The organism is Arachnia sp. (genome assembly GCF_057238465.1).
Genome location: NZ_DBHHFZ010000020.1, coordinates 31,915 through 50,695 on the forward strand (window position 1 = coordinate 31,915; position 18,781 = coordinate 50,695).

General features: G+C 65.5%; 18 protein-coding genes. 9 read left to right on the plus strand and 9 right to left on the minus strand.

Annotated features, from left to right (window positions below):
• The first annotated feature begins 80 nt into the window (after positions 1–80).
• Positions 81–1,031, plus strand: a complete 951-nt coding sequence (locus ACO6D6_RS14940; RefSeq protein ID WP_484786034.1) for a hypothetical protein — start codon at positions 81–83, stop codon at positions 1,029–1,031.
• 326 nt (positions 1,032–1,357) lie between these two features.
• Complete coding sequence (locus ACO6D6_RS14945; protein WP_484786035.1) at positions 1,358–1,906, plus strand: WhiB family transcriptional regulator; 549 nt, start codon at positions 1,358–1,360, stop codon at positions 1,904–1,906.
• A 39-nt stretch (positions 1,907–1,945) separates the two neighbouring features.
• Here the strand turns inward: ACO6D6_RS14945 and ACO6D6_RS14950 are convergent, their stop codons facing one another.
• From ACO6D6_RS14950 to pheA, 3 genes are all read right to left on the minus strand, one after another.
• Positions 1,946–2,728, minus strand: a complete 783-nt coding sequence (locus ACO6D6_RS14950) for an HAD-IIB family hydrolase (protein ID WP_484786051.1) — start codon at positions 2,726–2,728, stop codon at positions 1,946–1,948.
• A gap of 112 nt (positions 2,729–2,840) precedes the next feature.
• Positions 2,841–4,112, minus strand: coding sequence for a serine--tRNA ligase (gene serS, locus ACO6D6_RS14955; protein ID WP_484786036.1), 1,272 nt, complete (start codon positions 4,110–4,112; stop codon positions 2,841–2,843).
• Positions 4,113–4,870: 758 nt separating this feature from the next.
• A complete protein-coding gene (pheA, locus tag ACO6D6_RS14960; RefSeq protein ID WP_484786037.1) occupies positions 4,871–5,776 on the minus strand; it encodes a prephenate dehydratase in 906 nt (301 codons plus the stop codon).
• A 105-nt stretch (positions 5,777–5,881) separates the two neighbouring features.
• Between pheA and ACO6D6_RS14965 the strand changes: the two genes are divergently transcribed.
• Entirely contained in the window at positions 5,882–6,499 is a 618-nt protein-coding gene (locus ACO6D6_RS14965; protein ID WP_484786038.1) for a WXG100 family type VII secretion target, read from the plus strand.
• A 50-nt stretch (positions 6,500–6,549) separates the two neighbouring features.
• On the opposite strand, the gene ACO6D6_RS14970 is transcribed toward ACO6D6_RS14965, so the two are convergent.
• Positions 6,550–7,329, minus strand: coding sequence for a hypothetical protein (locus ACO6D6_RS14970; protein WP_484786039.1), 780 nt, complete (start codon positions 7,327–7,329; stop codon positions 6,550–6,552).
• A gap of 33 nt (positions 7,330–7,362) precedes the next feature.
• Positions 7,363–8,121, minus strand: a complete 759-nt coding sequence (gene aat / locus ACO6D6_RS14975; RefSeq protein ID WP_484786040.1) for a leucyl/phenylalanyl-tRNA--protein transferase — start codon at positions 8,119–8,121, stop codon at positions 7,363–7,365.
• An 87-nt stretch (positions 8,122–8,208) separates the two neighbouring features.
• On the opposite strand from aat, the gene ACO6D6_RS14980 reads away from it, so the two are divergent.
• A complete protein-coding gene (locus tag ACO6D6_RS14980) occupies positions 8,209–8,904 on the plus strand; it encodes an EcsC family protein (protein ID WP_484786041.1) in 696 nt (231 codons plus the stop codon).
• Positions 8,905–9,209: 305 nt separating this feature from the next.
• Here the strand turns inward: ACO6D6_RS14980 and alr are convergent, their stop codons facing one another.
• Complete coding sequence (alr, locus tag ACO6D6_RS14985; protein WP_484786042.1) at positions 9,210–10,322, minus strand: alanine racemase; 1,113 nt, start codon at positions 10,320–10,322, stop codon at positions 9,210–9,212.
• A 71-nt stretch (positions 10,323–10,393) separates the two neighbouring features.
• Here alr and ACO6D6_RS14990 point away from each other — a divergent pair, with 71 nt between their 5' ends.
• The gene (locus tag ACO6D6_RS14990) at positions 10,394–11,116 is read left to right on the plus strand and encodes a DUF4282 domain-containing protein (RefSeq protein ID WP_484786043.1); all 723 of its coding nucleotides are present in this window, start codon (positions 10,394–10,396) and stop codon (positions 11,114–11,116) included.
• A gap of 65 nt (positions 11,117–11,181) precedes the next feature.
• Here the strand turns inward: ACO6D6_RS14990 and ACO6D6_RS14995 are convergent, their stop codons facing one another.
• Genes ACO6D6_RS14995 through pdhA form a run of 3 tightly spaced genes read right to left on the minus strand, consistent with a single transcriptional unit; the run spans position 11,182 to position 14,736 of the window.
• Entirely contained in the window at positions 11,182–12,666 is a 1,485-nt protein-coding gene (locus ACO6D6_RS14995) for a dihydrolipoamide acetyltransferase family protein (RefSeq protein ID WP_484786044.1), read from the minus strand.
• A 19-nt stretch (positions 12,667–12,685) separates the two neighbouring features.
• Positions 12,686–13,660: an alpha-ketoacid dehydrogenase subunit beta gene (locus tag ACO6D6_RS15000; RefSeq protein WP_484786045.1), complete on the minus strand. Its 975-nt coding sequence runs from the start codon at positions 13,658–13,660 to the stop codon at positions 12,686–12,688.
• Positions 13,657–14,736, minus strand: coding sequence for a pyruvate dehydrogenase (acetyl-transferring) E1 component subunit alpha (gene pdhA, locus ACO6D6_RS15005; RefSeq protein WP_484786046.1), 1,080 nt, complete (start codon positions 14,734–14,736; stop codon positions 13,657–13,659). Before pdhA ends, ACO6D6_RS15000 begins: the two co-directional genes overlap by 4 nt.
• A 398-nt stretch (positions 14,737–15,134) precedes the next feature.
• Between pdhA and ACO6D6_RS15010 the strand changes: the two genes are divergently transcribed.
• The 4 genes from ACO6D6_RS15010 to ACO6D6_RS15025 form a co-directional block, all read left to right on the plus strand.
• The gene (locus ACO6D6_RS15010) at positions 15,135–15,506 is read left to right on the plus strand and encodes a DUF6507 family protein (protein WP_484786047.1); all 372 of its coding nucleotides are present in this window, start codon (positions 15,135–15,137) and stop codon (positions 15,504–15,506) included.
• A 225-nt stretch (positions 15,507–15,731) separates the two neighbouring features.
• Positions 15,732–17,846 (plus strand): GH-E family nuclease, encoded by a 2,115-nt coding sequence (locus ACO6D6_RS15015; protein WP_484786048.1) that lies wholly within the window; start codon positions 15,732–15,734, stop codon positions 17,844–17,846.
• 52 nt (positions 17,847–17,898) lie between these two features.
• Positions 17,899–18,453, plus strand: coding sequence for a hypothetical protein (locus ACO6D6_RS15020; RefSeq protein WP_484786049.1), 555 nt, complete (start codon positions 17,899–17,901; stop codon positions 18,451–18,453).
• 54 nt (positions 18,454–18,507) lie between these two features.
• Positions 18,508–18,781, plus strand: a 274-nt coding sequence (locus ACO6D6_RS15025) for a hypothetical protein (RefSeq protein WP_484786050.1), incomplete at its 3' end; no start/stop codon positions are given.

Here is an 18,781-nt window from a genome sequence, read left to right on the forward strand (position 1 = left end):
CATTACCCTCGGTGCGGCTGCGACAAGGAATACCGACCCTGTGAGTTCAGAAGTCAGATGACCAAAGCTAGTATCTCGCCATGGACGGCTCACGGAAAAACGAGGCTGCCTCCCCGGAATGTCAGGAGGCCGCTTCCAGTGAGTTGCTCGACGCCATCAAGAAACTCCGCTCCGACGGAATCCAGAACCCCGATCTCCACCTGCCCGAACCCCTGCTGAAGGTGTTGGGACTCAACCCGGGTTCCCCCTTCGCCCGGCACCAGGTGTCAAAGGCGCTGCTGTCCTGCGCGGCACGCCTGGAGGAGGACACCCGGAACGCCTTCCTGTTCTCCGCCGGGTTCCGCAAGGACATCACCGGCTCCCCCGGGGAACGGGTGAATCGCTCCGCCGCCGTTTTGGTGATGGGACGCCGCACCCTGTACCGCCACATCGAGAAGGCCGCCCACGAGATCACCCACCTGCTGCTCGCCGGCGACCACGCCCCCGCGCTGGAGAACATCGACTTCCTCACGACGAGAACCCACTGCCGGCTGGATCTTCGCGACGACTCACCCACCGTCCTGGTGAACCGCACCGTGATGGCCCTCCGCGAAGGTTTCAACGCCCTCGACGAGCACCTGTTCCTGCCCCTGATGCGCGACCGCGAGCTGAAGTACCACACCCTCGAGGGGTGCAGACTGGCGGGGGTTCAGGACAACGGCGGCTCGTGGACCGTCCAGCTGCGGCTTCCCCGCTGCCTGAACGTCGGGGAGTCCCACACCTTCTCGGTGTCCGTGCGCCTGCCCGACCACGACTGCCTGGAACCGGTCTTCGGGTTCGCCCCCGTCACATCCATGCACGCCGCGAGGATCGAGCTGCACTTCGAGGCGCGCCTCCCGAGCCTCGTCGAGCGCGTCGACCGCGCCTGGCCCTCCCAGATGATGTCCCCCACCGCTTCCGGTCATCCCGTCGAGGTGATGGACAAGAGGGCCGTCGCCAACTTCAGAAACATGCAGCCCGGGTGGGGCTACGGGGTCCGCTGGGCGTGGTGAGCACCCGCTCTTCCGTGGGGGGATTCCCTGAGTACCCATACCATCCCGGTGATTCAGCCCCCGGTATCCGAGCGTTCCCCGGTATCGCCCCTGACTGGGCACTTCAACCGAAAGTATGACAGCCTGCTCACAGACTGCCTAGTCAAAGGGGATTTGCCGGAAAAACTTGCCTGAGTACGGATACTCAGGGGCGGGTAAGTCGGATACCCAGGCAAATCGGGTAATTCCCCCTACCAAAAACGCTTATCAGCTTCGCGGGAATCCGACACTCTGGTGTAGCAGGTAATGCGAAGCCCTGAAGACCAGGGGCAAGGAGGACCCAAACCGTGACCATCGCGCTCGACAACGCCACCCTTTGCGTCAAGTTCGCCTCGCTCTTCCAGAACCCCCTGCTGGAGGACGAGAGCAGCGTCGAGACCACCGCCGAAGCCCGCACCCGGACAGCGTTGGCGGCCCGCGCCGCGAAACTCTGTGCGGACTGCCCACTGCGCTCCCAGTGCCTCACCGACGCCGTCGTCCTCCACGACGTCGCGGGTTTCGTGGCCGGCACCACCGAATCCCAGCGCCGCGAGATCCGCGCCCGTCTCGGGATCACCGTGGAACCCGAGGACCTGGACAGCTTCGCCGGGGTCTCCTCGGGTCGCAACTTCGACCACGCGGAGATCCACCGGCTACGGCAGGCCAACCCCACCCAGTCGCTGTCCGCAATAGCCGCCCGCGTCGGCTGCTCCGTCTCGACGGTGAAACGTCACCTCAGGCGCGCCGAGGCCCAGGGCGGGGTGGTGAAGTCCATCGGCAGGAAGAACCTGCCCGGCAAGCGCGAGGTGATGAAGGCCGCCGCCGAGGTGCTGAGCCCGGCCTCCTCGGTGGCCTGAGCCCCTTATCCGGCAGCTGGTTGAGGCGGGATTCCCGCCTCAACCAGCTTTGCTTTCCGCGGGGAACCAGCGTGCCAGTTCCTGGATGGCCCCGCCGGAGCCGAAGTCGCCGGTGACGTGATCCGCCGCGGCCCTCACGTCGTGGGGGGCATCGCCCATCGCAACCCCCCGACCGGCCCACCGGATCATCTCGATGTCGTTGTAGCCGTCGCCGAGGACCAGCACGTCGGCGGCGGTGACACCGAATTGCCCACACACCTGCTCCAGGCCCCGGGCCTTGTCGACGCCCTCGGGAACGATGTCCACCCACGACGACCAGCCGATGTAGTACGAAACCTCCCGCAGCCCCAGGGCCTCGACCATCTCGTTGAACACGTCGTCGTCGCTTTCCGGGTCGCGCACCACGATGCGGGAAACCGGGCGCGAGGCCAGCTCCCCCAGGGATTCGACGATGATCTCACCCTTCAGTTCCCCGTCGGGAAAAGGTTTCGAAACCCGCCATTTCATGCCGTCGGTGACGGCGATGGCCGCGTTCGGGGCCAGCCTGGCCACCCGGTTGATGGAGTCGGCGGGGTCGAAACGGATCTCGTGGACCACATCGATGGGCGGGTAGTTCACGATCATCGCGCCGTTCGCGCACACCGACGGGCCGGGTGGCAGACCGAGGGCGTCGAAAACCACCTGGGTTCCCGCCCATGCCCTGCCGGTGGTCAGCACCACCGGCACCCCGGCGGCGACGACACGCCGCACCGCGTCGCGCACCTCGCCGGGTAGCTCGCCGCCGGCGCTGACGATGGTGCCATCGATGTCGAGGGCAACCAGCGCGGGTTTGAAGGTCATTGTTTCTCCTGGGTTCGTGGGCTCGCCGACCGGACCAGCGTGGGGAGCACCGGAACCGCTGGTCGGGTGGGTGAGAACCGCTGGTCGGTGGGGATCAACCCGCCGTGAGCACCTCCAGGCCACCGAGGTGGGGGCGCAGCGCCTCGGGGACGCGCACCGACCCGTCGGCCTGCTGGTGGTTCTCGAGCAGCATGATGATGATCCGGGTCATGGCGCACAGTGTGCCGTTGAGGGTGGCGACGTGCTCGGTGCCCTTCTCGGTGCGATACCGGATCCCGAGGCGGCGGGCCTGGAACTGGGTGCAGTTGGAGGTGGAGGTCACCTCGCGGTAGCGCTGCTGGGTGGGCAGCCAGGCGTAGCAGTCGTACTTGCGGGCGGCGCTGAGGCCGAGATCCCCGGATGCGACGTCGAGAACCTGGAAGGGGATCTCCAGCGCCTGGAGGAACTCCTTCTCGAAACCGAGGAGTCGCTGGTGCCAGTCCTCGGCGTCCTCGGGCAGGCAGTGGATGAACATCTCGACCTTGTCGAACCAGTGGACGCGGAAGATGCCACGGGTGTCCTTGCCGTAGGAACCGGCCTCGCGGCGGAAGCAGGGGCTGAACGCGGCGTACTGGCGTGGCAGGGAGTCGGCGTCGAGGATCTCGTCGCTGTGGAAGGCCGCCAAGGCCACCTCGGAGGTGCCGACGAGGTAGAGGTCGTCGGTGGAGAGATGGTAGACGTCCTTGGCGGCCTGGCCGAGGAAACCGGTGCCGGCCATCGCCTCGGGTTTCACCAGCGCGGGGGGGATCATGGCGGTGAATCCCCACTCGACGGCCTTGGTCATGGCCAGGTTCAGCAACGCGAACTCCAGGCGTGCACCGATGCCGGTGAGCACGTAGAACCGCGACCCGGAGATCTTCGTGCCGCGTTCCATGTCGATGGCGCCCAGCGCCTCACCGAGCTCCAGGTGGTCCTTGGGCTCGAAACCCTCGGCGGCGAAGTCGCGGGGAACACCGACGGTCTCGATCACGACGCCGTCGTCCTCACCGCCGCGCGGCACACCGTCGATGACGATGTTGCCGAGCTGCATGATCAGCTCGTTGAAACGTTCCCCCGCGGCCTCCGACTGTTCCTGCGCGGCCTTCACCTCGGCGGCGAGCTGTTTGGTGCGGGCCAGCAGCTCGGTCTTCTCGTCGCCCTGCGCCTTGGGGATGAGCCTGCCGAGTTCCTTCTGTTCGGCACGCAGCCTGTCGTGGGTCGCGATCCCCGAGCGGCGCGCCTCATCGGCCGAGACCAGTTCGTCGACGAGCTCGACGGAGTCCCCGCGGGCCTCCTGTGAACGTCGGACGAGGTCGGGGTCGGTGCGCAACAGCTTGGGATCGATCATGGAGTGAACTCTACGCGGCTGCCGTGCGCAACCGGTCGCAGGACCATGATTCCCGGCCCTGCCCTTCCCGAAACCGGCTGGGCCGGGACGCTTGCCTTGTGGTCGTGCGCTTGCGCTATAGCGCAGGCATTCGACGATAAGACAAGCGTTCCCGTCGGAAAGGCTGGCGAACGACAAGAAGGCAAGCAGGCGTCCGGAAAGCTGGCGAACGACGAGAAGGCAAGCGTCGGAGCTGTGCGGGGCCGACCCGACTAGCCACGCCTGCCTTGCGGTCAAACGCTTGCGCTATAGCGCAGGCATTCGACGATAAGACAAGCGTTCCCGTCGGAAAGGCTGGCGAACGACAAGAAGGCAAGCAGGCGTCCGGAAAGCTGGCGAACGACGAGAAGGCAAGCGTCGGAGCTGTGCGGGGCCGACCCGACTAGCCACGCCTGCCTTGCGGTCAAACGCTTGCGCTATAGCGCAGGCATTCGACGATAAGACAAGCGTTCCCGTCGGAAAGGCTGGCGAACGACAAGAAGGCAAGCAGGCGTCCGGAAAGCTGGCGAACGACGAGAAGGCAAGCGTCGGAGCTGTGCGGGGCCGACCCGACTAGCCACGCCTGCCTTGCGGTCAAACGCTTGCGCTATAGCGCAGGCATTCGACGATAAGACAAGCGTTCCCGTCGGAAAGGCTGGCGAACGACAAGAAGGCAAGCGTTGGGTGGCCGGGTCGAAGCTGGTTGAGCCGGATAGTCCGGTTTTTGCCACCCGCGTCCCTCAGTCCGCGCCGAGCGACCGCAACCACTCGGCCGCCTCCTCGAAAGCCTCGTCGTCGAAACCGCGACGCACATCGGCCGGTTGGGCGTCGGCGCGCGGGTAGGAGCCGAGGAAGATCACGTCGCGGCAGATCCGTCTCAACCCGAGGAGGGCCTCGGCGAGGCGACGGTCATCGAGGTGACCCTCCGCGTCGATGGCGAAGCAGTAGCTGCCGAGGATGGTCTTGGTGGGACGCGACTCGATGCGGCACAGGTTCACCCCGCGCACCGCGAACTGCTGCAGGATCTCCAGCAGGGCGCCCGGATGGTCCTGGTGCATGTAGGCCACCAGGGTGGTCTTGTCCGCGCCGGTGCGTTCCGGCACCCGGCCCGGGCGGGAAACCACGACGAACCGGGTCACCGCACCCGGGTTGTCCTCGATGGAATGGGCCAGCTCCTCGAGCCCGTAGAGCCGCCCCGCGACCCGCGCGCAGATGGCGGCGTCGTAACGGGACGCCGGATCCGCGACCTCCTTGGCCGCACCCGCCGTGGAACCGGCCTCCGTCACCTGCGCGTCGGGGATCATCGTGGCCAGCCAGTCGCGGCACTGAGCGGCCGCGTGTCCGTGGGTGAGCACCGAGGTGACGTCGTCGAGGGTGGTGCCGGCACGCACGTAGATCCCGAACTCGACGGGGATCACCACCTCGGCCGTGACCACCAGGGGATCGCCGTCGACGAGCTTGTCTAGGGTGGCGGAGACCCCACCCTCCACGGAGTTCTCGATCGGCACCACGACGCCGTCGACATGCCCCTGCCTGACCGCGTCCAGGGCCTCGCCGACGCTGGCGAAAGGAACGCCGTCGGAGTCGTCGATGGTGAGCAGGGCCTGATGGGTGAAAGTCCCCGCGGGTCCGAAATATCCGAGCACCCGCTCAGGGTAGCGCCGCGCAACTTGCCGTGACCACGACCTCCCCCACGGTGACCCCGCCCGGGCATAGGGTTTTTCGAAAGCACCCGACCGGAAGAGAACACCATGGCCCCCAAACGCGCGGACAACCCCGTGATGGCGCAGGCCGCTGGCCAGGTCGAGACGAAACACCAGCAGATCCACGACCTCCAGATCCGGCTGCAGAAACAGCTTCCCGCGCTCGCATCCCGCTGGGGGGCGAGCGAGTTCAACACGTTCCAGCACGACTACAGCCAGTTCGACTCCGAATTTGAACGGGTGAAACAGGGCCTCGACATGGTGCACGCCAGCCTCACCGGCCAGGCGGAGGTGCCCACCCCTCCCGCGCGCCGCGCACACCCGCAGGCCCGCCGCGCACACCCCCAAAACGACCCACAACCGCAGGCCCGCCGGGCACATCCCGAAACCCCCCAGCACGGATACCCGGCGTCGCTTCCCGAGGGCATCGCGGGCCTGGCCGACGCCAACGCCGAACTGAACGCCCTCCTGGCGGTGCTGTACAGCGAACTGTCGGGCTCGATGATGCACTGGGACGACGCCGCCCGGCACGCCTGGACCACGGCACAGACCTCGTGGGACGAGTCGAGCCGCCGCCAGCAGGACATCGTGGCTGGCCTCCCGGAGGCCATGACCCGCGCCCACGGGTCGGGGGCGTGGTTCCCCACCGCCCCGGCCGCCAGCTAGGACACGCTCCCAAGGTCACCCCCGGGGACACCGGACCGGCGACCGGCACCTCACCCTTGGGTTTTCACCCCGTACCAGCAGCAGACCACCAGGGCCACCAGGACCAGCGGAAGCCAGAACACCGGCATGTAGGCCAGGAACAGAAGAGCGAAGAACACTTCTCCGAGTTTCCTCAGTTGAACCATGAACAGGTATCCGAGGAAACCCGGCCAGGTGCTCCCCGTCGCCAGCGTGACCAGGGCCGGGGGAATCACCAACAGGAATCCGAGAAGCATCGATATCATCATCGTCACCGGGCTCCGGAGGTCGTATCCCAGCTGCACCAGCCCGGAGCAGAAGGCGACGATCACCGTCGCCCACACCGGGCCGAACCGTGCTCGCAGCCGGGGCAGGGCATAACCGAGGAACAGCAGATTGACCGTGAACGTGATCCAGACCGGTTCCACCAGGGCCCTGACCATGAACTCGATGGAGAAGAGATAGAACTCGTCGTCCGGGGCCGGTAGTTTCCTCCTGAGCCAATCAGCCGCGATCAGCCAGGTCCCGAAGAATATGGCGGACATCCCGAGCCCCACCACCAACGCCCACCCCAGGTGCCTGGCCCTGAACCGTCCCACGCAACCCCGAAGAGTCGTGCCCTCGCGCCGCAGCAGCCACCACAACACCACCAAGCCGATCGCCCCGAGAACCGACTTCCCGGTGTCGTACCAGCGGGAGTCGCATCCACTGACCTGCAGCCAGAATCCGAACCCGACGAGCGGAAACGTGAACAACGACAGAACCAACAACGGCCCCCGCAGCGATCCCCGGAGCCTGGCATCAACCACCATGCGAAAAGTGTGCCCGGCGGAAGGTTCAGCGGATCAGGCGTGGGCCGCCAGCAGCTGGTGGGAATCCCAGCGTTCGGCATTCAACCACGTGTTGCGGTGCTCCCCCTCGAGGGCGACGCCCAGCCGGGCCAGGTAGTCGTCGCGGGACAGTTCGATCACCCCGAGGCTGGCCAGGTGCGGGGTGAGCCACTGCACGTCGAGCAGGTCGACGTGGGCCCGGGCGAATTCCGCGACCAGCCTCAGCAACGCCACCTTGGAGGCGTCGCGGCCCAGTTCGGGGTGATGGAACATGGACTCCCCCGCGAACATTCCTCCCTGGTGCACCCCGTAGAGTCCCCCGACCAGCCTGCCGTCGGCGTCCCAGGTCTCGACGCTGTGTGCGTACCCGGCCTGATTGAGGGCGGTGTAGGCGAAGGCGATGCGGTCGTCGATCCAACCGTCGGGGCGTTTCGGGTCGGCGCAGGCGGCCAGCACGTCGGGGAAGGCGTGATCGACGGTGGTGGTGTAGCGGGCAGCGGTTTTGCGCAGCGACCTGGTGATGCGCAGCCTGCCGGGGAGCAGCACGGCGCGTCGCAGCGGCGACCACCACCCCATCCACTGCTCCACCGGCATGGGGAACACCCCACAGCGGTAGGCGACCAGCGCCAGGGCGGGGTCGAATTCGTCGCTGTACCCGATCAGGTCGGAGTCCGGCCAGGCATCGGGTGATCCGAAGACGTTGTCGAGCACGACTCCCAGTCTTGCAGGGTCGCCGGTTCTTTCGTCGTCGCGGGTGCCAGTTGATGATTTCATCGATCGCGGTGAAGATTTTGGTTGGTGTACGCAACAAAACCTTTCACAATGACATAATGCGAGTCGGGGCAGAAGGACGGTGGGAAGATGAGTGACGCCAACGAGGCCAACAACAAAGTGGTCGCGACGGCCGAGGGTCTGACGTCGGATGCCTTCCACCGGCTGCTGGATCTCGCCATCACGGGTCGCGGGAAACTCCCGGGCGCCCGCACCATCGCGAACAACCAGCTCAGGCAGCGCCACAACCACGAGGACGCCATCCGCTGGTTGTCGAACCAACACATCGCGCTGGCGAGCGGCCAGGGATTCGCGACGAACTGGGGTGGTCTGCTCCTGTCGCTGGTCACGATTCCCGCGAACATGGCCGCGGCCGCCTTCATCCAGGCGCGCGCCGTCGCCGTCATCGCGCACCTGCGCGGCTACGAACTGGACGACCCCCGGGTCCGAACCGCGATCCTCATGGTCATGCTCGGCCCGCGCGGATCGGCGGCGCTGATCGCCGCAGGCGACCTGCCCAGCTCCGCGGCCGCCGTCGCCACCGCCCCGGCCTTCGACCCACATCTCGACTCCCGTGTCTCCAGGGCGCTCCTGGAGCAGTCGATGAACCAAGTCGGGGGCAAACGCCTCGGGGTGTTCCTGGCCAAGAAGGTTCCGCTGGTCGGCGGCGGGGTCGGAGCGGTCGTGGACGGCTGGTCCACGCACTCCATCATCCAGTACGCCCAGGAGCAGTTCCTCTCCCGCCGCCCCCGGACCACGGGCTACGCGGTCATCGTGGAGGACTGAGACATCCCGTCAGACCCGACCACCCTCACCATGGTTTCGACACGACCCACTCGCTGACGCTCGCAGGTCGGCTCAACCAACTCCCACCCCCGACGCTGGTTGAGCCGGGGAGCGAGGAACGAGCGACCCGAGTCGAAACCCCCGACACCCGACACCCAAGACCCCGATCACGGTCACCATGGTTTCGACACGACCCACTCGCTGACGCTCGCAGGTCGGCTCAACCAGCTTGACTCAGAATGACCCGACACGACCAGCTCGCCAAACGAGCCGGCCGGCTCAACCAGTCTTCTCCTTCGCGGGTCTCAGACGTAGAGGCGCGGCACCCTGGGGGCGATCAGGCAGGGCACCTCGTAGGTGATGGTGCCCATCAGGTCGGCGAGTTCCTCCATGGTGATCTGCTCGTCGCCCTGGCGGCCGAGCAGCACCACCTCGTCGCCCACCGCGACCTGCGGGTCGCCGGGGCCGAGGTCGATCATCGTCTGATCCATGCACACCCGGCCCGCGATCGGGTAGGAACGCCCCCCCACCAGCATGCGTCCGCGGTTGCTGAACAGCCGTGAGTAGCCGTCGCCGTAGCCGACGGGGACGGTGGCGATCCACGTGTCGCAGGGGGCGGTCCAGGTGCGGCCGTATCCGACGGTCTCCCCCTCGGGGACGCGTTTGAGGAACGAAACCCGCGACGTCCAGGTGGCGGCGGGACTCAGACCCTCCCAGGCGGTGCTGGAATCGGCCCGGTAGCCGTAGGCGATGATCCCGGGACGGATCAGGTTGGTGCCCGTCAGGTCGTGGCCGAGCACCGCCCCGGAGTTCCCGGCGTGGACGTACGGGATCTCCCCAACGGCGTCGCGGATCTCGTCCACGACGGCGAGGAACCGGGCGAGCTGGGCCCTGGTGAACTCCTCCCCCTCGGGGCAGTCGCTGATCGGCAGGTGGGTGAACACACCGTCGAGGACCAGATTGGGGCTGTCCTTGATCTGTTTGGCCAGGGCGACGGCATCGTCGGGATGGACACCGACGCGCCGCATGCCGGTGTCGATCTTCAGGTGCACGGGGTGGCGGACTCCGGCGTGTTCGGCGGCCGCCTGGGCTGCCTCCACCCCTCCGACATCACCGACGGAAATGGTCAGCCGGGCGGCGATGGCGCGCCCCAGTTCCTCGGGGAAACAGGGCGAGAACTTCAGGGTGGGAAGCTCGACGCCCCCCTCGCGGAGCTGCTCCGCCTCGGACACCTCGGCCACGCCGAGCCACTGGGCGGAGCCCACGGATTCGACGTGCCGGGCGACGGGAACTATCCCGTGGCCGTAGGCGTTGGCCTTTACTGGAAAGAGAACCGCACGGCCGGGGTTGCGTTCACTTGCCAAGGCAAGATTCGCGTCGATGGCGGCCAGGTCTACGTTGAGCTGGGAAGGGCACATGCCCCTCATTCTGGCGCACATGCCGAGACCGTGGGGTGGCGGTGTCGGTTTCGAGTGGCAGAATGGCCCCCATGTCGAACAACCAGTGGACCGGCGCCCAGGATTGGAACGCCCAGCCCCAGCAGTCGAACGCCCAGGATTGGAACGCGCAGTCGGCCCAGGATTGGAACGCACCTGCGCAGCAGCCCGCCCAGGATTGGGGGGCACCGTCTCAGGATCAGACCACCGTCCAGCCCGCAGCCCAGGATTGGAACACACCCGCGCAGGAACAGACCTCCGTCACCGCGGCGCAGGACTGGAACGCCCAGCCCCAGCAATCCGTCCCGTCCGCCCCTGAATGGGGCACCCCGGGCCAGGAGAACACCGGCCAGCAGAACATGCAGGACTGGAACCAGCAGGCGACCTGGGGCGCGGCCCAGCAGGCGCAGTCCCAGCAGCAGTGGGGCGGCCAGCAGCAGGCTGCTTCCTACGGTGGCCAGCAGCAGTGGGCCCAGCAGCAGGCCCCGTCCGGCTTCGGTGCGATCTTCGATTTCGGTTTCAGGGGCAGCGCACTCAAGAAAGGCATCGGCTCCGTCTACGTGGTGGTCGTGATCTGCCTCGGCGTCGTTGCGCTCTTCGAGCTGATCGGTGGGCTCGTCTCCGGGTCCTCACTCAGCGGCAGCAACGGCGCCATGACCATCATCACTTCGCTGTTCATTCCGCCGGCCCGTGTTCTCGCGCTGATAATCCTGTCCCGAGCCTTCCTGGAGGGAATGGCCGCTCTGGTCAAGAAGAACGACGACACCCAGGAGTGACACCCTCCCCAACCACGAACCATCAGGCCGGGCCCACAGCGGGCCCGGCCTTCTCGTTCCCGAGGTCAGAACAGCAACGCCAGGGCGGGTTCAGCGAGGATCTCGGCGACGTCGTGGAGGAAACGGGAACCCTGTTCACCGTCGATGACCCGATGATCGAAGGAAACAGCCAGGGTGGTGACCCAGCGCGGCACGACCCGCTCCTCCGCACCGGTACCCACCACCCAGGGGCGGCGCTGAATGGCACCCATGCACAGGATCGCCGATTCGTCACCGTTGATGATGGGGGTTCCCGCATCAACCCCGAAGACACCGACGTTGGTGATGGTGAAGGTGCCTCCCGCGTAGTCGGGGGGCTGGAGTTTGCCGTCGCGGGAGACTGCGACGAGCTGGTTGAGGGCCCGGCACAGCTCCAGGAGACTGAGGTCCTGCGCGGCCTTGATGTTGGGAACCATCAGTCCCCGCGGGGTGGCGGCCGCGATACCGAGGTTCACGTCCCGGTGGTAGACGATCTCGCGGTTCTCCTCGTCCCAGGACGCGTTGAGGTCGGGGTTGCGACCCAACGCCAGACACACCGCCTTCGCGTGGATCAGCAGCGGCGAGACACGCAGCCCCGCGAACTCCCGTCGCGCCCTGAGCGTCTCGACGAACTCCATCATGCCGGTGACATCGGTGGTCAGCCACTCGGTGACGTGGACGTGGGTGCTGACGGAACGCACCATCGCCTCGGCGGTGACCCTGCGCACCCCCTTGATGGGGACGCGGCGTTCCCCACCACCCTGCGGGCTGCGCGGCGATCCGAATCCGTGGCTCCGCGGCCCCGGGTCCTGGAAGCTGGCGGCGTCGTTGACGACCCTGCCCTGCGCGGCTTCCTCCCGGGGAGCCTCCCCCGCCGACCGGGACCGTTCGAAGATCCACGCGGCCTCGACGTCGGCGCGGGTGATGGTGCCCTCCGGCCCGGTTCCCGCGACCTTCCCGAGATCGACCCCGAGATCGCGGGCGTACTTGCGCACCGGTGGTTTGGCCCGCGCGGACTGCGGATCGGAGGCCAGCACCAGCGTCGACTCGGTGGGTGCATCACCCGTCTCCGGCAACGGATCACCGACGGGAGCGGCGACGACCCGACCCGCGGGATCCACGTCGTCGGGACGCCGCGACGGCTCACGGGAGGCGTAACTCTCCCCCAACCCCTGACGGGCGGCCTCCGCATCCCGGCCTGCGGTGTTCCTGCGGCGGCGCCGCGACCTGGCGGGTTCGTCGCGCGGCCCGTAGCCGACGAGGGTCGGGGGCTCCTCCCCGCCACCCTCGACGCCGTCCTCGATCTCGACGATGGCGGTGCCGACCTCCACCGTGACCCCCTCCGCCACCAGCAACGAAGTCACGGTCCCGGCATGGGGTGAGGGCAGCTCCACCAGCGACTTGGCGGTCTCGATCTCGACGAGCACGTCGTTGACCTCGATCTCCTGTCCGACGGTGACCCGCCAGGCGACGATCTCGGCCTCGGTGAGACCTTCACCGGGATCCGGGAGAAGGAACTGGCGTTTCATCATCACTCCTGTCTGCTTGGGTTCACCACGTCAGGGAACGGTCGAGGGCGTCGAGGATGCGGTCCGCCGATGGCAGGAACTCGTCCTCCAGGCGCGACGGCGGGTAGGGGATGTCGTAGCCGGTGACGCGCAGCACCGGGGATTCCATGTCGTAGAACAGGTCCTCGTGGAGGCGGGCGGCGATCTCCGCGCCCAGCCCGAGGGTGCGGGGGGCCTCGTGGACGACGATGGCGCGGCGGGTGCGGCGCACGGAGGCGATCAAACTCACCCAGTCGATGGGCGCGAGGGATCTGAGATCGACGACCTCCACCGATGTGCCCTCCTCCGCGGCGACGGCGGCGGCGTCCAGGCAGGTGCGCACCATCGGCCCCCACGCGATGAGGGTGGCGTCGGTTCCCTGCCGGAGAATCCCGGCCTGGTGCATTGGGGCGGGTCGCTGCTCGGAGTTCACCTCCCCCTTGACGTGGTAGCGGCGTTTGGGTTCGAGGAAGATCACGGGATCCGGGGATGCGACGGCCTGCTGGATCATCCAGTGGGCGTCGTGCGGGTTGGAGGGGGTGACCACCTTCAATCCGGGGGTGTGGCAGAAGTACGCCTCGGGGGATTCGGAGTGGTGTTCGACGGCCCCGATGCCGCCGCCGTAGGGGATGCGCACCACCATCGGCATCGGTTGGCGCCCGGCGGTGCGGGCGTGCAGTTTCGCGACCTGCGTGACGAGCTGATCGAAGGCGGGGAAGACGAAACCGTCGAACTGGATCTCGGCTACCACACGGTAGCCGCGCATCGTCAGTCCGACGGCGGTGCCGATGATCCCTGATTCCGCCAGCGGCGAGTCGATGACCCGGTTGGTTCCGAACTCCGCCTGGAGGCCTTCCGTGATGCGGAACACGCCGCCGAGTTTCCCGACGTCCTCGCCGGTGATCAGGACCTTCGGGTCGGCCTGGAGGGCGCGGCGCAGGCCCAGGTTGATGGCCTTGGCGATCGTCATGTTGCTCATGCCTGCTCCCCTGCTGCCCATTCAGCGTACTCGCGGCGCTGCGCCTGAAGGGCGACGGTGTTCTCGGCGTAGACGTTGTCGAACAGTTCGTCCATGGTCAGGTCCGTCAGTTTCGGGATGGCGGCGCGGATCTCGGCGCCGAAGTCGCGGGCGTCGGCGTCGAGGGCGGACAGCCAGGCGTCGTCGATGATCCCTTGCCGTTTCAGGTGGGTGGTCAGGCGGGTGATGGGGTCGCGGCCGGCCCACTCGGCGGTTTCCTCGTCGAGGCGGTACTTGGTGGGGTCGTCGGAGGTGGTGTGGGCGCCCATCCGGTAGGTGAACGCCTCGATGAAGGTGGGGCCCTCGCCCTTGTGGGCGCGTTCCAGGGCCCAGCGGGTGACGGCGTGGACGGCCAGCACGTCGTTGCCGTCCACCTGCACCCCGGGGAACCCGAACCCCCGGGCGCGCTGGAACAGCGGGATCCGCGACTGCAATGCGATGGGTTCGGAGATCGCCCACTGGTTGTTCTGGCAGAAGAAGACGACGGGGGCGTTGTAGCTGGCCGCGAACACGTAGGCCTCGTTGACGTCGCCCTGCGAGCTGGCCCCGTCACCGTGGTAGGCGATCACGGCCGCGTTGTCGCCGTCGTCGTTGCCGACGAGGCCGTCCAGCTGCAATCCCATGGCGTAGCCGGTGGCGTGGAGGGTCTGGGAGCCGATGATGATCTGGTAGTTGCGGAACCGGTCGAGCCGGTCCCAGGCCCCGGCGTCGCAGCCCCGGAACAGGGCCAGGATCTGTTGGAAGGGCAGACCGAGGGCGAGGAAGACGGCGTGTTCCCGGTAGGTGGGGAAGACGATGTCGCGGGCGCCGAGGGCGTGGGCGGAGCCCACCTGCGCGGCCTCCTGTCCGAGGGCGGGCGGCCACAAACCAAGTTCCCCGTGTCTTTGAAGGGCGGTGGCCTCGGTGTCGAATCGCCTTGCCAGCACCATGTCCCGCAGGTATTGGGTCAGGTCGTCGGCGGTTCCCCCGAAGGAGAACTCGGGGTTCTCGACACGCTGCCCGTCGGGGGTCAGCAACTGCACCATGTCGTGTTTCATGACCTCTCCTAAAACCTACGCAACCGTAGCCTACGGGGACGTAGGTTTCCTCCGAAGGTCGAGAACCTACAATTCCTTCGACGAGATTTGTTGATTCCACCCACCCCTACCCCCGAAAGCCGACCCGCGCTCTCACACGCGGCACGAGGCGCACGGACGTCGTCTTTTTGGTTGACACGGATCTGATGCATGCCGCGCTCTCGCAGGCGTTGCTCCAAGTCGGGCCGGGGTTGACCCGACTTTCAGCATGGGATGTCTCGACCCCTCGCGCGGCCCCGGGGGTTCTCGCGCGGCCCCGGGGGTTGCGGATGCGCGGGTTCCTTCGGTTGGATTCTATACCCGGGGTTCGGCACGGCGGGCGCGAGTGTCGCCGTTGAAATACAGGAAGGGAACTGCTGATGTCTCAGTGGAAGATCGTACCCGCAGCGGTGAGGGCGTTGTTACTGGAGGTTTCTGAGCAACAGGAGGGCTTGGCCGCCACGTTTTCCGAGGAAGACCTCGAAGCCATCGAGACTGCTTTGTCATGGTGCCCGCAGGTCGCCGGATACATTCCGGCGGCACTGAAGCGGGTGATGGAAACCCAGAAGAAGAACCTGCGCACGGTGGCGTCGCACGTGAATGCCGGCGTCGTGGGTGTGGGAAATGCAACAATTTCTTACAATAAAGCACAGCAGGAGATGGCCGGCAACTTCGAGAGAGAAATGTTTAATTCTGCTGCATCGGGAGATTTCTCGTATTTCGAGAAATACGGCTACAAGGGAAACGAGTAGGACATGCCAGGCGAGAATGCTCCAGTGGACGAAACTGGCCTGATAAACCCAGACGCATTTCCCTGCAAGCCGGAAACCCTGGATCCCGAAACGATCAATTCTGCCGGCGATTCCTTGAGTTCCATGGGCATCGATGTCGTTTCACGAACAACTGCGATCAGGGAATCGTGGTCCAGGTTACCGGACATCTACAAATCCCCGGAACAGGAGCAGGTGTACAGCTTGATGCTGAAAACCACCCTTCCCTCTTTCGACATCAGGGCTGCACTGGTGATATCGGGATCGGCCATCCAGAATTACGCCAACACGATGACCACGATCAAAAAAGACCTTCAAGACTTGGAGAAGGCTGCGAGGGAGTTTCGAGAGGAGGCTCAGGCCGGATACGATGAACAGGTGCCGGATTCGAGCGTCACGATTCCCCGGCCCGCCGGCGTGGGATGGAGTGGTAACGCGCCGTCGTTGAAAACGGAGAAGACCGACTGGCGACGCCATCAACATGCCGTCGACAAGAACAACGAGTTCGTGGCGAAATACAACGCGATCTACGTGAAGATCACCCAGGCCGTCAGCGAGTGCGCGGACAGGATCAACAAAACAGACTCGACGATGTGCATTCCAGCTCCCCCGACCCCCACCCTCGAAGAACTGGAGCAGATGGGCCCCATGCCATGGGGAGCCCCCGGGGAACGCCAGACGAAGAACTGCGCTGATTCCTTCAACACGGGGGCCAGCCGATTCTTCCAGGGAGCCTGGGACAGCGCCACACGCCTCGCGGGTTTCGACGAGCACGGCTGGAGTATCGGGAACACGTGGAACACGATCTGGGGCGGTGCGGTGGGCATCACTGACCTGGGTACCTCGCTGGTCGTATCCGTTATCGCGACTCCCTTCATCGTGTGGGGAGGATACAAGCCCAGCGAATGGGAACGCGAACGCTTAGAAGTCTTCACCCGCGCCGGGACGGACCTGGTGGGCTTCGATCTCGACGCCCACTGGGCCGGAAAGGACGGCTGGCACAAATGGAAGAACGATCCCGTCGCCACCGGAACCGAGCTGGGTCTCGGGCTCTTCGGGAAAGCGGCCGCTTTGAAGACCCTGGGCAAGCTCGGCCTGCTTCCCAAAATTCCACACCCGGTCACGTATCTGCGCAACCAGATCCCGAAATTCACAGCCGGCCTCAGGAACCTCAGCGCATCCCTCAAGGATTGGATGCACAAGGGCAACCAGAAGATCTTCGAAGGAATCGACAAATTCGGTGAAGCGGCCGACAAACTGGCCGAGGAGATCCGCAAGAGACACGGCCGCCAACCCGCCTACGTCGGCGGACCCGGCAATGGGCGCAGGAAAATCACCAACAATTTCGATGTCGTCCACCACACCGCGGATCCCACCCCCGGTACCGGCAAGCGCTCTGAGAACCCAGCCAAACCACGCCGAGCCGCGGAAGCCCCATCGGATCTTCCCCGCAATGGTCACGCCCCGGGCGATCCAGGCCTTTCGGATGGGGACTCACCCACGGTTCCCGGTGAGAGCAGTTCCGCACCTTCGAGGGATTCCCTCCCGGAACGAAAACTCGCACAGCCGACCGATGGCACCAGTCTGACGGCGGGCAGCAAGGGCACCGTCTATGACCCGGACGCTCCGGTTCGTAAAACGATCTCGGCCAAGGACGCGGCCAAGAAGATCGGGCGCTACACCCCGGACGACGTGCAGCGCGCGCTGGATCGTGCGCCACGCAATGCGGACGGCCAACCGGTCGACCACCGCAATGGCCGGCCGCTGAAGCTGACGGACTCATCGGGACATCGGGGTTGGGTCATGCGCTACGACGAGAAAACCGGTTCCTGGCTACCCGAGAACCGCAGCCTCGATGAAACCGGCATGCCAGCCAAAGGAACAGCGAACTCCTACGGCTACGACTCGAACGGGGACCTCCTCCCCTACGCCAACGAACGCCCCAAATACTCCAAGAACCAGATCGAGAAGGTATGGAGACTCTCCCACGCCGAACAACTCGCCGAGATCCGGAAAGGTGAACTCAACCTCCCGAAACCGGGCCGGAATCAGATGTGGGTCAAAACAGTCGATGACATCCCCAACGGACCCGACATCCACATCGACGCAGACGGAAACAGATGGCGCAAAATCACCTGGGACCCCAAGAGCACAACCCGCGACTGGGACATGGGACACATCCAAGATGCCAAATACAGCGACCTCCGAGACGACTACCTCTCAGGAAGAATCACCAAGGAACAATTCTTGAAACGATACCGAGATCCAAAGAACTATCGCGTGGAGGACCCCATGCGCAACCGCTCGCACATCGACGAATAACTGAGCCCAACTCACAGATCACGAACCCGTCATCACCCAGAGGAGAAAATCTATGGATGCATACGACGCCATCGAAGAAGGCACCCTGGAAGAATTCAAGGAAGCACTCGCCGAGAACCCGGACTTCGACTGGAAACACTTCTTTTTCAGTGTTTTCAAAAACGAGGATCTGACCGCCCGGGTGGAGATCGCGAACTGGATGCTCGACCACGGAGCAGATCCAACCCGAGTCAAGCCGAGCGAAAAAATCAACATCCTACACGTCATGTTCGGAAAACGTAAGCATGACTACATCGGAGAGGCGAAGCTGCTGCAACGCTTCCTCGACGGCGGAGCCGACATCAACCTCAAAGCACCCAAATGGAACGTCCCAATCCGCACCATGCTCGACAATTACGGCCTCAGCGACAAAGAACTCGGCCCCTTCTACGACGTCATCTTCTCCTACCCAGGAATCGATTGGGACATCATCGTCGGCAAAGCCTTCGGAAAACCCGTAACACTGAAAGAATACGTCGACCTCGACGCGCAACAACACCCCGACCTCCACCGGCGCATGCACGACTACCTCCAACACGGCCCCTCACCCCGACCCGAATTCAACTGACCCATCAACCAGATCCAGCACCACAAGAACCCCTCAGGACACCGGGGCTGGGTCATGCGCTACGACGAAAAAACCGGTTCCCGGCTACCCGAGAACCGCAGCCTCGATGAAACCGGCATGCCAGCCAAAGGAACAGCGAACTCCTACGGCTACGACTCGAACGGGGACCTCCTCCCCTACGCCAACGAACGCCCCAAATACTCCAAGAACCAGATCGAGAAGGTATGGAGACTCTCCCACGCCGAACAACTCGCCGAGATCCGGAAAGGTGAACTCAACCTCCCGAAACCGGGCCGGAATCAGATGTGGGTCAAAACAGTCGATGACA